Origin of the sequence: Peptidiphaga gingivicola (assembly GCF_001652275.1) — a bacterium.
Classification (GTDB): domain Bacteria; phylum Actinomycetota; class Actinomycetes; order Actinomycetales; family Actinomycetaceae; genus Peptidiphaga; species Peptidiphaga gingivicola.
Genome location: NZ_LVZK01000003.1, coordinates 85,043 through 97,686, shown reverse-complemented (window position 1 = coordinate 97,686; position 12,644 = coordinate 85,043). Strand labels below are relative to the sequence as shown.

12 protein-coding genes and 1 pseudogene are annotated in these 12,644 nt (G+C 66.8%); 9 read left to right on the top strand and 4 right to left on the bottom strand.

Translation table 11 applies throughout. The features are described 5' to 3' along the window. Window positions 1-10 precede the first annotated feature (10 nt). On the bottom strand, window positions 11-1,387 hold the full coding sequence (lpdA, locus tag A4H34_RS08960; RefSeq protein WP_064231866.1) for a dihydrolipoyl dehydrogenase: 1,377 nt from the start codon (window positions 1,385-1,387) through the stop codon (window positions 11-13). Window positions 1,388-1,513: 126 nt separating this feature from the next. Here lpdA and A4H34_RS08955 point away from each other — a divergent pair, with 126 nt between their 5' ends. Next, on the top strand, window positions 1,514-1,843 hold the full coding sequence (locus A4H34_RS08955) for a hypothetical protein (RefSeq protein WP_009199706.1): 330 nt from the start codon (window positions 1,514-1,516) through the stop codon (window positions 1,841-1,843). Between the two features lie 85 nt (window positions 1,844-1,928). Here A4H34_RS08955 and A4H34_RS11075 read toward each other — a convergent pair. Next, window positions 1,929-3,236 (bottom strand): annotated as a pseudogene (locus tag A4H34_RS11075) (leucyl aminopeptidase). A 178-nt stretch (window positions 3,237-3,414) separates the two neighbouring features. On the opposite strand from A4H34_RS11075, the gene A4H34_RS11070 reads away from it, so the two are divergent. Both A4H34_RS11070 and A4H34_RS08940 read left to right on the top strand, forming a co-directional pair. Beyond that, the gene (locus A4H34_RS11070; RefSeq protein ID WP_040323547.1) at window positions 3,415-3,849 is read left to right on the top strand and encodes a hypothetical protein; all 435 of its coding nucleotides are present in this window, start codon (window positions 3,415-3,417) and stop codon (window positions 3,847-3,849) included. Between the two features lies 1 nt (window position 3,850). Further along, entirely contained in the window at window positions 3,851-4,867 is a 1,017-nt protein-coding gene (locus A4H34_RS08940) for a quinone-dependent dihydroorotate dehydrogenase (protein ID WP_064231865.1), read from the top strand. Between the two features lie 159 nt (window positions 4,868-5,026). Here A4H34_RS08940 and A4H34_RS08935 read toward each other — a convergent pair whose 3' ends face one another. Then, the gene (locus A4H34_RS08935; protein WP_009199702.1) at window positions 5,027-5,701 is read right to left on the bottom strand and encodes a DUF3043 domain-containing protein; all 675 of its coding nucleotides are present in this window, start codon (window positions 5,699-5,701) and stop codon (window positions 5,027-5,029) included. A 312-nt stretch (window positions 5,702-6,013) separates the two neighbouring features. Here A4H34_RS08935 and A4H34_RS08930 point away from each other — a divergent pair, with 312 nt between their 5' ends. The 4 genes from A4H34_RS08930 (at window position 6,014) to A4H34_RS08915 (ending at window position 10,148) form a co-directional block, all read left to right on the top strand. Beyond that, complete coding sequence (locus A4H34_RS08930) at window positions 6,014-7,414, top strand: dipeptidase (RefSeq protein WP_064231864.1); 1,401 nt, start codon at window positions 6,014-6,016, stop codon at window positions 7,412-7,414. Beyond that, window positions 7,411-8,592 (top strand): glycerate kinase, encoded by a 1,182-nt coding sequence (locus A4H34_RS08925; protein ID WP_064231863.1) that lies wholly within the window; start codon window positions 7,411-7,413, stop codon window positions 8,590-8,592. The genes A4H34_RS08930 and A4H34_RS08925 overlap by 4 nt, the downstream gene beginning before the upstream one ends. A 189-nt stretch (window positions 8,593-8,781) precedes the next feature. Then, complete coding sequence (locus tag A4H34_RS08920) at window positions 8,782-9,129, top strand: HesB/IscA family protein (RefSeq protein WP_009199697.1); 348 nt, start codon at window positions 8,782-8,784, stop codon at window positions 9,127-9,129. Window positions 9,130-9,140: 11 nt separating this feature from the next. After that, window positions 9,141-10,148, top strand: a complete 1,008-nt coding sequence (locus A4H34_RS08915) for an FKBP-type peptidyl-prolyl cis-trans isomerase (RefSeq protein WP_009199696.1) — start codon at window positions 9,141-9,143, stop codon at window positions 10,146-10,148. A 93-nt stretch (window positions 10,149-10,241) separates the two neighbouring features. Here the strand turns inward: A4H34_RS08915 and A4H34_RS08910 are convergent, their stop codons facing one another. Beyond that, window positions 10,242-10,862: a superoxide dismutase gene (locus A4H34_RS08910; RefSeq protein ID WP_009199695.1), complete on the bottom strand. Its 621-nt coding sequence runs from the start codon at window positions 10,860-10,862 to the stop codon at window positions 10,242-10,244. 220 nt (window positions 10,863-11,082) lie between these two features. On the opposite strand from A4H34_RS08910, the gene A4H34_RS08905 reads away from it, so the two are divergent. Together A4H34_RS08905 and trpD are read left to right on the top strand one after the other, a co-directional pair. Beyond that, entirely contained in the window at window positions 11,083-11,532 is a 450-nt protein-coding gene (locus A4H34_RS08905; RefSeq protein WP_050758847.1) for a DNA-binding transcriptional response regulator, read from the top strand. Continuing rightward, window positions 11,532-12,596: an anthranilate phosphoribosyltransferase gene (trpD, locus tag A4H34_RS08900; protein WP_064231862.1), complete on the top strand. Its 1,065-nt coding sequence runs from the start codon at window positions 11,532-11,534 to the stop codon at window positions 12,594-12,596. The genes A4H34_RS08905 and trpD overlap by 1 nt, the downstream gene beginning before the upstream one ends. The last annotated feature ends 48 nt before the right edge of the window (window positions 12,597-12,644 follow it).

Here is a 12,644-nt window from a genome sequence, read left to right as displayed (position 1 = left end):
TCCCTACTTCTTAGTTGTGAGTGTGCAAGGGCTTGCCGGCGAGGGCGAGGATCGCCTCGCCGATCGACTCGTTCTGAGTTGGATGGGCGTGAATGAGACCGTCGAAGTCCTCAGGCTGTGCCTCCCAAGAGACGAGCAGCTGACCTTCTCCGACCTGCTCGCCCATACGGGCGCCGATCGCGTGGAAGCCGACTATGGGCCCGTCCTTGACCCGCACGATCTTGACGAAGCCCTGCGTGCCGAGCATCTGCGACTTGCCGTTGCCCGCAAGGTTGAACTCGACTGCCTCGACGTTGCCCTTGCCGTACTTTTCCTCGGCTTTGTTCTGGTTGAGGCCCACGGAGGCGATCTCAGGGTTCGAGAAGGTGACCCTGGGAATGAGGTTTTCGTCGATGGCCCTGGGGTTCAGCCCGGCGATCTCCTCCGCGACGAAGATTCCCTGAAGGAAGCCGCGATGGGCCAGTTGCAGCCCCGGAACGATGTCGCCCACGGCGTACACGCCGGGAACGTTCGTGCGCAGCCGCTCGTCCGTCAGGACGAAGCCGCGGTCCATCGAGACCCCCTGCTCCTCATAGCCGAGGCCCGACGTCGCCGGGCCCCGCCCGATGGCGACGAGCAAATAATCGGCGGTGAAGGACTTTCCGTCCTGCGTGTGGACCGTCACGGAGGATTCGTCCTGCTCGGCGCGTTCGAACATCGTCTTCGTCGAGAACTTGATGCCGCGCTTGCGGAAGGAGCGCTCCAGCTGCTTGGAGACCGAGGGGTCCTCGTTGGGAACGAGGCTCGGAAGGCCTTCGACGATCGTCACGTCGACGCCGTAAGAGCGCCACACCGAGGCGAACTCCACACCGATGACGCCGCCTCCCAGGATGATCGCGGAGTTCGGAACGCGGTCCATGTTGAGGGCCTGGTCGGAGGTGATGATGCGGCCCGCAATCTCCAGGCCCAGGGTTTTCGAGAAGGACCCCGACGCCAAGACGACGTTCTTTCCGCGGTAGAGCGTTCCGTCGACGTCGACGGTGTCTTTCGAGACGAGGCGGCCCCACCCGTTGACCGTCTCGACGCCGCGCGACGCCACGAGCCCCGTCAGTCCCTTGTACATGCGCTGGACGACGCCGTCCTTGTACGAGTTGAGGGCATCCATGTCGATGCCCTCAAAGCTTCCGCGAACGCCGATGGAGCCGCCTTCGCGCATTTCGTCGGCCACTTCGGCGGCGTGCAAGAGGGCCTTCGTGGGAATGCATCCGCGATGAAGACATGTGCCGCCGACCTTGTCCCCTTCGACAAGGGCAACTTTGAGTCCCAGTTGCGCCGCTCGCATGGCCGCGGCGTATCCGCCGCTTCCCGCTCCGAGCACCACGACGTCGTATTCGAGAGTCTCAGCCACGTACCTCTCCTTCGAGTTGATTTAGGTTGGACGTAGTACTTATGTCCCAATTATCCACCTAAGTGGTTGATTTCGCACTCTCCCATTGTGCCACCTTTCTCTCTCTTCCGGCTTACCCTTAGATCCATGGGTCTGTTTTCACGAAAGAGATCGCCGGGCACGTCCGGCTCGTCGAGGCGCGGCCAGGCGCAGGCGCGTTCGGCGACGACCGCGCACTTCCGGGAGTTCGTCGCCACGCGCCAGGGCGTGGAGGCCTATTACGAGGCCGAGACTCCGCGCGAGCCGTCCGCCCTCATGCTCGTCGCGCGCGACGGCGAATGGACGCGCCGCAAGGTCCCCGGCCTCAGAGACGGCGCGAGGCTCGCCAATGAGCTGGGAATTCCGTTTTACGAGGTCGTCAAAACGGGATATCCCGACTCCGTTCGCCAGTGGAACGAAAGGAAGAGGCGCGGCTGACGGCCTAAAGGCCGCTGAGTCCTCGACGCGGCCGCCTTACGCCCGCAGCGGAACCGCGGGATGCCGCAGGCGAACGGGAAGGGGCCTACGCGCCTTGCGAGCCCATCGCCTTTGCGGCCCGCTCAATGTGGCGCACGAGGGTGCGCACGCCGTAGCCGGTCGCCCCGGAGGGAGTGCACCCCCAGCCTTCTCCCGTGTTGAAGGACGGGCCGGCGATGTCGAGGTGGGCCCATTCGGCGTCGCCGACGAAGTGTCGCAAAAAGACGCCCGCCACGAGCATCCCGGCTTCGGGTCCGGCCGTGTTTTTCATGTCCGCGACGTTCGATGAGAGGGAGGTCTCAAGATAATCGGGCAGGGGCATGGGCCAGAGAATCTCGCCGGCGGACTCTGCAGCGGCCGCGATGTCCGAGACGAGGTTCGAAGAGCCCATGAGGCCCGCGCACCGCGTGCCGAGGGCTCGAATCTGCGCCCCGGTTAGAGTGGCGACGTCGATGACCTCGTCTGGACTCTCCCGCGAGGCGAGGGCGAGGCCGTCGGCGAGGACGAGGCGGCCTTCGGCGTCGGTGTTCGTCACCTCCACGGTGGTTCAGTCCGCAATGCGCAGGACGTCCCCGACCCTGATTGCCGAGGCGGAAAGCATGTTCTCCGCGACGCACAGCCAGGCGGTGACCCTCGCGGGAATTCGAAGCCCCGCGCACGCCTGCACAGCCGCCGCGGCGGAGGCGGCGCCCGCCATGTCCGTCTTCATGTCGGCCAGGCCCTCGTGGCTTTTGAGCGACATGCCGCCCGAATCGAAGGTTATGCCCTTGCCGACCAGCGCGATGTGGACGCGGGCGCCGACGGGGTTCCACTCCATCCTGACGAGGCGGGGCGGCTCCTGCGAGCCTTTGCCGACGCCGAGCAGGCCGCCGCAGCCTTTGGCTCGAAGTTCTTCCTCTTCGAGCACTTCGACGTCGATCGCCGAACCGCCTGCGTCGTCGGCCAGCGATCGAATCCGGCGCACGAACTCCGAAGGCCCGAGGTCCCCTCCCGGAGTGTTGACGAGATCGCGCACGGCGCACTGCGCCTCGAGGATGCGGCGAACGCGCTTGACGGGGGCGGCCGGGACGCCAGTGACAACCGACACTTTCGTCGCGGCGCCTGCCCCGCTCTTGTACGCGGTGAAACGATAGGCGCCCAGCCCGGCCCCCTCTGCGAGCGCTTCGAACTCTTTGGCGTTCGCATGCGGCATATCGACGACGACGCTGCGCGCCTCTCCCGCCGCCCGCACGCCTGCGCCCGCGGCTTCGCGCAGATCGCCGGGCGACGGATCCGGCGGCAGCGAGACGGCGATGATTTGGCGATGCTCTTTCGAACGGGAGACAATTCGATGGGTCGCATTGGGCAAGGACATGTCGGCCAATCCCCGAAAGGACGCGAGAATGTCGTCGCGTTCGTCCTCGTCGAGGATGGAGGAGAGGACGTTCCCCCTGGAATGGGCGACCACCGCGGTGGCGTCGGATGGGGCTGAGCTCGGCGAAATCGCGGCAAACGGGGTCATGGACACCATGATAGACGGGAAGGAGCGTCGAATGACCGACGGGGTTGAACTGCACGACGGGCGGCAAACCGCCACGGGCTGGCCGCGCGTCATATTCGTTCTCCTGGCCGTCGGTTCGGCGATTTTTCTGTGGAGGGGAATCGTCGCCTCGACCGACGATTTTCTCGGCGGGCACGGCGCCCGCGGGAGTCTGACCCTCCTTTCCGCCGCCGCTTGGGCGGCGGGGACCATCGGCGTGGTGCACAACGGCAGGAGAATGCGCAGGGTCGCCACCGCCTGCTGGGCGGCCAACCTTTGCGCCCCCTTCGCGGCCTTGACGCCTTTCGGGGACTTTCTCGACCGGGTGAGCCCTTGGCACGACGCAGGAAGCACCTATTTCTATCTTCCGACCGTTGGCGCGCTGGCGGCGCTCGCCTGGTTGGCGTGGTCGATGCCGGCGAAGATAGCCACGCGCAACGGAGGATGAGATGCTCTACCGCCTTCTCTACAAGCACGCTCTGGCGAAAACCGATCCTGAGCAGGCTCACAAAACGGCCATGCGCCTCATCGGAGCCTTTGGACGGTCGCCGTTGGCCCGGCTGAGCTCGGCGACGGTCGGGCATTTGGGCGGCGACCGCCTGCGAGGCCTGCTCGCCCGCCCCGTTCCCGGCAGGCTCGGCCTGGCGGCCGGGCAGGACAAGAATGCCACAGCCGTCCTCGGAACGATCGCCATGGGCTTCGCCTTCACCGAGGTCGGCACGGTCACGCCGTTGCCCCAGCCGGGCAACGACCGCCCGCGGCTGTGGCGCCTGCCGGAGGAGCGCGCCTTCCGCAACCGCATGGGCTTCAACAACGACGGCGCCGACGCCGTCGCCGAGCGGCTCGCCATGCTGCGGCTGACTCGGCGCGGACGGGCCTGCGTCGTCGGCGTCAACGTCGGCAAGAACAAGTGGGTCGAAGCGGCCGACGCCCCTGCCGACTACGCTGTGTGCGCCAGAAAGCTCGCGCCCTACGCCGACTATTTGGTCGTCAACGTCTCCTCGCCGAATACCCCCGGCCTGCGCGATCTTCAAGCCGTCGAGTCGCTCAGGCCGATCGTGCGCGCCACGCGCGAGGCCGCCGATCTCGCCGCCGGCCGCCGCGTCCCGATTCTCGTGAAAATCGCCCCCGACCTCGGCGACGCCGACGTCGACGGCGTCGCCGACCTGGCAGTCGAGGAGGAGATGGACGGCGTCGTCGCGACGAATACGACCGTCGCCCACTCCCACGGCGAAGGAGGACTGTCCGGCGAGCCGGTTCGCGCGAGGGCCCTGGAGGTCGTTTCCCGTTTGAGGAAGAGGCTCGGGCCGGATTACATCGTCATCGGCGTCGGGGGGATCTTCACGGTGAGCGACGCGGAAGCGATGGTGAGCGCCGGCGCCGACCTCCTCGAAGCCCTCACTGGCTTCGTGTACGAGGGGCCTCTCATGCCAGGCCGGATCAACCGCGCTTTGGCCCGCAAATAGCCTTCCGCGCGGTTAGCCTTTTCGCGCAAATAGACCAGCTCGCGCAAGCGGGGCGGCCGAAGTGACTGCCAGCAAGCAAGTTAAAGCCTAGCTCTTCGCGCAAGCGGGGCGGCCGCCGCACGGCCTAGGCCGACGTGCGCGTCGGCGGGCGGCTGCTCCTCAGCCCTTCTTTCGCTCCGCCTTTGCCTCTTTGTAGTCGGCGTCGCCGGCCCCCGCCGGAATGTTCCCGGGCGCGACCTGGGGGCGGGGCATGCGCCAACGCCTGGGATAGAAGGCGCGGCTGAACAGCTGCATGGAGAATCCCCGAGGAATGCGGTCTGCGCCGAACTTGTGCTCCGCCAGCACCCGCGCGCGGCGCACGTTCTTTCCCGTCCACACGGCGATGACGATGAAGATCGCGTAGACAGAGACTGTGAACACGACGAACAGGCGCGGAGCGAATCTCTGAACGAACAGCCCGGCAAGAAGGAGCAAAGCGAGCGGCATGAAGTACGAGCCGGGAGAGAACCGCGAATCGATGACGTCGCGGCCGAAACGGCGAACCGGGCCGGCGTGCTGGGGAGGCATGTTCCGCTCGTCGCCCGTGCGCATGGCCTCCTGCTGCTTGTTCCACCGGGCGGTGTTCGCCTCGGACCGTTCGCGCTTGAGCTCCCTGCGCTCCTCCCTGGACATCGCCTTGCGATTGGCGACGATCGGCTGCCTGTTGGCCGCGTTCGCCTTCTTGCGCGACGGCGTGGGAGTGGCCTTCTTCGGGGTGTAGCCCTTGCGCGGTTTGGGGGCGGCCTCCTCGACTTCAGGCTCGGGGGTCGCCTCGGTTTTCTTCTTGCCGAACACTGCGGCTCCATCTACTCGCGGTCATTGACGCGTATAAGTCTACGTTCCATTTTCCGCTCCGCGCGCCTCCTCCGGTGCGCACACCCGTTCCCCGAGTGTGCGCTCCCGCCTCGGCCCGCCGGCGCCTTTCCCCCGCAGCCTTCGTCTGCGCGATCGTCGTTTCTCGGTTCTGTCTCTTCCGGCCTGTAAAGTCTGTTCTTCCCGACCTGCAAAGCGAGGGGAGGGGACGACGCCGGAAAGCCGGGCTTCGGCACAGAGCAGAGCGCGGAACGGCAGAGCGCAGGGCATCGGTGGAACGGATACCCTAGAAGAATGACTGCTTCAGATACAATCGCCCGTCGCGTAGACGAAAATCTGCCCGCCACGAGGTCGGAGCTGGAATCCCTCGTGAGAATCCCCTCGGTGTCCGCGTACTTCCCAGACAACGCCGACGATATGCGCCGCAGCGCCGAGCGAGTGGCCGAGCTGGCGCGCCTGCGGGGGCTCGACGCAGAAGTCATCGAAGTCGTCGCCCCGGGCGGCCTCGCAGGGCGCCCCGCGGTCCTGGCCCACAGGAAGGCGGCGCCCGGAAAGCCCACCGTCCTCCTCTACGCCCACCACGACGTCCAGCCGGAGGGGGCGCCGGAGGGCTGGAACCAAGACCACCCGTACGAGCCCGTCGAACGCGGCGGCCGCCTGTTCGGCCGCGGAACAGCCGACGACAAGGCTGGAATCATGGTCCACCTCGGCGCGCTCGCGGCTCTGGGGGAGGGCGGCGGCGTCGGCGTCACCCTCTTCGTCGAGGGCGAGGAAGAGGTAGGATCGCCCACATTCCACCATTTTCTGGAGACGCACCGGGATCGTTTGGCCTCGGACGTCATCGTCGTCGCCGACTCGAACAACTGGAAAGCGGGCGTTCCCTCGCTCACCACGTCTCTGCGCGGAATCGCACAGGTGGCCGTCACGCTGAGAATGCTCGACCACGCCGTGCACTCGGGCATGTACGGCGGCCCCGTCTTCGACGCCGCCACCGCCATGTGCCGCCTTGTCGCGAGCTGCCATGACGAGGAGGGCGCGGTCGCCGTCGCCGGGCTCGCCTCCTACGACGACGCCCACGCGGACTACCCCGAGGAGGACCTCAGAGCCGACGCCGGGGTGCTCGACGGCGTGCGCCTGGCCGGAAGAGGCTCGCTCGCGTCGCGTCTGTGGACTCAGCCGTCCCTGACCCTCATCGGGATGGACGTCATGAGCTGCGCCAAGGCCTCGAACACCCTCGTCCCCGAATGCAAGGTGCGCCTTTCCCTTCGGGTGGCGCCGGGTCAGGACGCCGAAGAGGCGGGCCGCGCCCTCATGGCGCATCTGAGCGAGAACGCCCCCTTCGGGGCCCAACTCGAGATGGAGCTGGAGGAGTCCGGCCCGGCCTTCAAAGCAGGAGGGGACACTCCCGCGACCGTCGCCGCGCGGCAGGCCCTCCGCGAGGCGTGGCAGACCGAGCCCGTCGACATCGGCGTCGGCGGCTCCATCCCGTTCATCGCCGATCTGCAGGAGGTCTTCCCCGAGGCCGAAATTCTCGTCACCGGGATTGAAGACCCGGACACGCGCGCCCACTCGCACAACGAATCGCTGCACCTGGGGGACTGGCGCAACGCCATTGTGGCCGAGGCTCTGCTCCTTGACCGCCTGGCGGAGGCCGGCCTTACTCGAAGCGGCGGGGCCGGCGGGCCGGCCGAGTGAGGGTAGCGCTCGCGGCCTCCCCGCTTCCCGGGCTTCGCGCCTCGACGGTGTGCCACGTCGCACGCGAAGCCTGGCGGTCCGAGCGCCCTCGGGATTCGCTTCGCTGCCGCCCGACGAGCGACGGCGTCGCGTCGGCCTATTCCGAGTCGGGGGTCTACGAGCTGCTCGGATTGGACGAGCTGGTCGAACGCGGCGGGCCGCTGCGCCGGTTTGCCGGCGTCTCTCAGAAGAAAATCGCCTTCGATTGGATCGAGTCGCTGCCCGGGCCCTTCTGCGGGGATTCGACGGCGCTTGGCGAGGACATCGCGTGGGCGCTCGGCCGGGGAGTCGATGAGATCGTCGTCGCCCTCGGCGTCCCGGGCGGAATCGGCGATCTCGGCGTCGGCATGATAGGGGCAATCGCGCAGGCGCGGCGCGGGGTGGGACAAGAAGACGGTTCGAGGCGAGCGGGCGAATCGAGGCGAGCGGGCGGTGCCGCCGGTTTGGGAAAGACATCCGAGAAACCCGACGTCGCCGAGGCCGCCGACGTCGCCGACCTCGCGGGGCTCGTCGCCGATGCGCGCGCCGCTGTGGGGACGGTCTGCCTGAGCGTCGTCGTCGGCGGACGGCAGCGCCTCATGGGAATGTCAGGTCTGGCCCGCGCGTGGATGCGCGAGGGGTTGGACGGGCGCCGCGCCCAAGAGGCGGAACGCAGCATCGGCGAGGCAGCCGATCGGCTTGTTCGCGCTGCGAATGCGACGCCCGGGAAGGATCTTGCAGGCCGAAGGCTTTCGACCCGCGGCCCCCATTCCGGTGCGGGAGGGGGCCTCGCGCTCGGCCTCGAGGCCGTCGGGGGGAGGATCGTTCCCGTCGGCGACGTCGTCCATTCCTCTCTCGAAGGGTGGGCCGAGGGCGCGGACCTGTGCGTCTACGTGTGCGGTCGAGTCGGCGACGAGCTCCCCGGGGGCGCCGCGGGCGCAATTCGCCGGGCCCAGGAAGCGGGCCTTCCCGTCGTCCTCGTCTACGATTGCGGTTCCCTGCGCCGCGGAGAGCTCGCCGGGCTCGGGCTTAACGGCGCCTACGAAATGCGGCCCGAGCGTTCCTTCCTCGACGAGCCCGAAACGCCCGAATCGGCCGCGGCGGTCCGCGACAGGCTCGGCGAGGCCATCCGCACGGTCGCCAGGACGTGGGGATGGTGAAGGCCGTCGGAATGAACGGGGCGACGCTCGGACCGGCTGCGAAAGCACAGCGGGGCGACGCGCGGATCGACGGCCGATTCCGGTTCGCCCACAGCGCATACACGAGTTCCCGCTCAGCGCGCTCTTGGAATGTTCCGATTGGGGGAACTACCCTTGATGGGTACACATCCGATTGTCATTGGAGGAAAAATGTCCGAGACGCTTGACGTGGCCCACAACGTCGTGCTCAGCGACGACGCCGTCGCCAAAGTCAAGGCCCTGCTCGAGCAGGAAGGGCGTGACGATCTGCGCCTGCGCGTCGCCGTTCAGCCCGGCGGATGTTCTGGGCTCATGTACCAGCTTTACTTCGACGAGCGCGAGCTCGAGGGCGACGCCATCCGCGATTTCGGCGGCGTCGAAGTCATAGTCGACAAGATGTCCAAGCCCTATCTCGACGGCGCCACCATCGGCTTCGCCGACAGCATCGACCGTCAGGGCTTCACGATCGACAATCCGAATGCCGCCGGTTCATGCGCATGCGGCGACTCTTTCCACTGACGGGAGCGCTGATGTCGCATCGAAAGATCGCCGCCGCATGCGCGGCGACGCTCGCCCTTGTGCTTTCCGCCTGCGGATCCTCTAGCGACGGCGAAAGCAGCAAGTCGCCCACGACTTCCTCGCAGAAGGGCGGTTCCGCCAGCTCCGTTCCCAAAGGAGACAGCCAGGCACCGTCGTTGAACACCTCGGGTCAGACCCCCCTCATCACCTTCCCCAAGACGAAGGCGCCCGACAAGCTGTCCGTGACCGTCCTTGAAGAGGGGACGGGGGCGACGATCACCAAGAAAGACTACATCGTAGCCGACTATGTGGGTCAGGTGTGGGGCAAAAGCAAGCCCTTCGACTCCTCCTACAGCCGCGGGCTTCCGATGGGCACCGACCTCTCCGCAGTGGTCAAGGGATGGGGGGAGGCCATCGCCGGCCACAAAGTCGGAGTCAAGCTTCTCGTGTCGATTCCTCCGGACCTCGGCTACGGGGAAAAGGGCGAGCCTAGAGCGGGAATCGGCAAAGACGACGTGATGACGTTCTACATCACGGTCCATCAAACCTCGAACAAGGAGACCGCCGGGCAAGCCGACGCAAGGACCGAGATGGACCTCGCCACGCTTCCTGTGACCATTCAAGGTGCGATCGGCTCGCCGGTCACGGGGCTGAAGGTCAAGGACGCCTCGGCGAGCATTTCGGAGAAGAGCGTTTCCGTCATCGCCCGAGGCACCGGGCCCGCCGTGGGGAAGACGGGAACGATGACAGTCGCCTACGCCGCGATCTCTCCCGACGGCCAGAATTTCCAAACGACCTGGGGCGAGCGCAACCAGGGCCCGCAGCTGGCCGCCATCGGAAACAAAACCGTTTTCGACTCCCTTGTGGGCCTGCCAGTCGGTTCGCGGGTTTTCATGACCGTCCCCGCCGTCGAGGGGCAGGGTGACCAAGGCTCTTCGCCGGCGATGTACGCTGTGGTCGATATTCTCGGCTACATTCCTCAAAACGCTGAGATTACAAAGCCTCAGAACACGAAGTGACCGAGGGGGCCTGACTGGCCGCCTCTGAAATATGTACGGCAAATGCGGGGGCGGCGGGAAAGGCGATTCTTTCCCGCCGCCCCCGCTGTCGCGTCAGCGAACGATGAGCCCGGCGGCCTGGGCCTTCGCGGCCTCGAGGCGCTCGGCGACGTTCTCCCAGTTGGCGATGTTCCAAACGGCTTTGACGTAGTCCGCCTTGACGTTGAGATAGTCGAGGTAGAAGGCGTGCTCCCACATGTCCAGCATGAACAGCGGAATGGTTCCCGCGGGGACGTTGGCCTGCTGGTCGAAGAGCTGGAAGACGACGAGCTTTTCGGAGATTGAGTCATAGGCGAGCACGGCCCATCCCGATCCCTGAATTCCGGTCGCCGCCGCGGTGAAGTGGGCGACGAACTTTTCGAAGGACCCGAAGGAGTCCTTGACAGCCTCGGCGAGCTCGCCCTCGGGCTGGCCGCCGCCGGCGGGGGAGAGGTTGGTCCAGAAAATCGAGTGGTTGGTGTGCCCGCCGAGGTTGAACGCGAGGTCTTTGGAGAACTGGTTCACCTTGGAAAGGTCGCCCGCGTCGCGCGCAGCTTCTAGGTTCGCGAGAGCCGCATTCGCGCCGGCGACGTAGGCTGCGTGATGCCGGTCGTGGTGAAGCTCCATGATTTTGGCGGAAATGTGCGGCTCGAGGGCTGCGTAGTCGTAGGGCAGCTCGGGAAGGGTGTAAGTCATTGTTCCTCCGGTGGGGCGCCGCCGTCGGCGGCATAGTCGGTGCGGCATGGCCGGTTGCGAAAACCGGCTGTCGGACGCTGTCAAGTATAGGGACGTTAGTCCGTGGCCTAGGTGCGCTTTCGTCCGACGGCGAAAACGCCGTCTGGCCGGGCAGGAGGCGGAGGCCGCACCGGCATTCGCTACAATTGCCTTGGCCAACCCATCGACCACGGAGGATGCCATGAGCGAAACGAGCGCCCCGACCAGAACCGACGCGCCTCCTGCGGCGCAGGAGGGCGCCGACGGGAAGACGACGATCCTCGTGTATTCGGACGATTCGAAGACCCGCAGCGAGGTGCGCGCCTCCGTCGGCCGGAGGGCCGCCAAGGGGTTGCCCGAGATCGCCTGGAAAGAGGTCGCAACGCCCGACGCGCTCATGCTAGAGGTCCGCCGGGGAGGCTGCTCGCTCATGATTCTCGACGCCGAGGCCCCCAAACTCGGCGGAATGGGGCTGGGGAAGACGGTCCACGACGAAGTCGATCCGTCCATTCCTTTCATCCTCCTCGTGGCGCGCCCCCAGGACGAGTGGCTGGCGAGATGGTCCGGGGCGGCTCGAACCCTTGCATACCCCGTCAATCCGCGCGAGCTTTCGGCGGCGGTCGCCGAGCTGTTGAACACCGAGGAGAAATAGTGTCGCTTCCCACGTGGCCCGATGTCATCAGCCGGCTCGTCGGCGGTCGGGACTTGACCCGCGAAGAGGCGGCTTGGGCCGTTGACCAGGCGATGGAAGGGGCGGCGACGTCGGCCCAGCTGGCCGGATTCCTCACGGCCCTTGCGGCCAAGGGAGAAACGCCGACGGAAATTCGCGGAATGGCCGACGCCATGGTTTCGCACGCCCTTCCCGTCGACGTCGAAGGCGAGGTCCTCGACATCGTGGGCACCGGAGGGGACAGGCTCCAGACGGTCAACATTTCCACCATGGCGGCGCTGGTCATCGCCGCCGCGGGCATCCCGGTGGTCAAGCACGGGAACAGAGCGTCGTCGTCGGCCTCCGGCTCGGCCGATTGCCTCGAAGCCCTCGGCGTCAACCTTGACCTTTCCAGCGCCGACGTCGTGCGGATTTTCAACGAGTTGGGCATCACGTTCATCTTCGCGAACGTCTTTCACCCCGCTATGCGCTTCGTTGCGCCGACGCGCCGCGAGCTGGGCGTCGCCACCGCCTTCAACATACTCGGCCCGCTGACGAATCCTGCGCGCCCGGCCGTGTCCGTCGTCGGCGTCTCCCGGCCGGACTACGCGGAGCTGGTCGCGGGGGTCTTGGCCGAGCGCGGTTCGCGGGGTCTGGTGGTGCGCGGACGCGACAACGGGATGGACGAGCTCTCCTCCGTGACGGTCAACGACCTGTGGGAGATCGAGGGCGGCCGCGTCGAAAGGCACGAGTTCGACGCCGTATCGGAGGCGGGGGTCGCTCCGGCAACGGTCGACGATTTGCGCGGTGGGTCCCCGGCTTTCAACGCGGAAGTCGCCAGCGCCTTCCTTCAGGGGCAGGCGGGGGCCGTGCGCGAGGCCGTGCTGCTCAACGCGGCGGGCGCCTTCGTCGCCGCGGGAACGCTTCCGGGCACGGGGGCGCAGAGCGGCTCCTTCGCCGAACGGATCCGCGCAGGAATGCAGATCGCGGCCGACACGGTCGATTCCGGCGCGGCGGCTCGGCTTCTCGACAGGTGGATTGCCCTGTCGAACGAACCGGCTTCATAGGGCTTTCCAAAGGGCCAGTAGGGCTCGAAACCCTAAGATTCCGGAAAG

Excerpts from the sequence above, each read along its gene's own strand:
- A4H34_RS08955 (WP_009199706.1), top strand. The coding sequence starts at position 1,514 with ATGGGTCTGTTTTCACGAAAGAGATCGCCGGGCACGTCCGGCTCGTCG.
- A4H34_RS11070 (WP_040323547.1), top strand. The coding sequence starts at position 3,415 with ATGACCGACGGGGTTGAACTGCACGACGGGCGGCAAACCGCCACGGGC.
- A4H34_RS08940 (WP_064231865.1), top strand. The coding sequence starts at position 3,851 with ATGCTCTACCGCCTTCTCTACAAGCACGCTCTGGCGAAAACCGATCCT.
- A4H34_RS08930 (WP_064231864.1), top strand. The coding sequence starts at position 6,014 with ATGACTGCTTCAGATACAATCGCCCGTCGCGTAGACGAAAATCTGCCC.
- A4H34_RS08920 (WP_009199697.1), top strand. The coding sequence starts at position 8,782 with ATGTCCGAGACGCTTGACGTGGCCCACAACGTCGTGCTCAGCGACGAC.
- A4H34_RS08915 (WP_009199696.1), top strand. The coding sequence starts at position 9,141 with ATGTCGCATCGAAAGATCGCCGCCGCATGCGCGGCGACGCTCGCCCTT.
- A4H34_RS08910 (WP_009199695.1), bottom strand. The coding sequence starts at position 10,862 with ATGACTTACACCCTTCCCGAGCTGCCCTACGACTACGCAGCCCTCGAG.
- A4H34_RS08905 (WP_050758847.1), top strand. The coding sequence starts at position 11,083 with ATGAGCGAAACGAGCGCCCCGACCAGAACCGACGCGCCTCCTGCGGCG.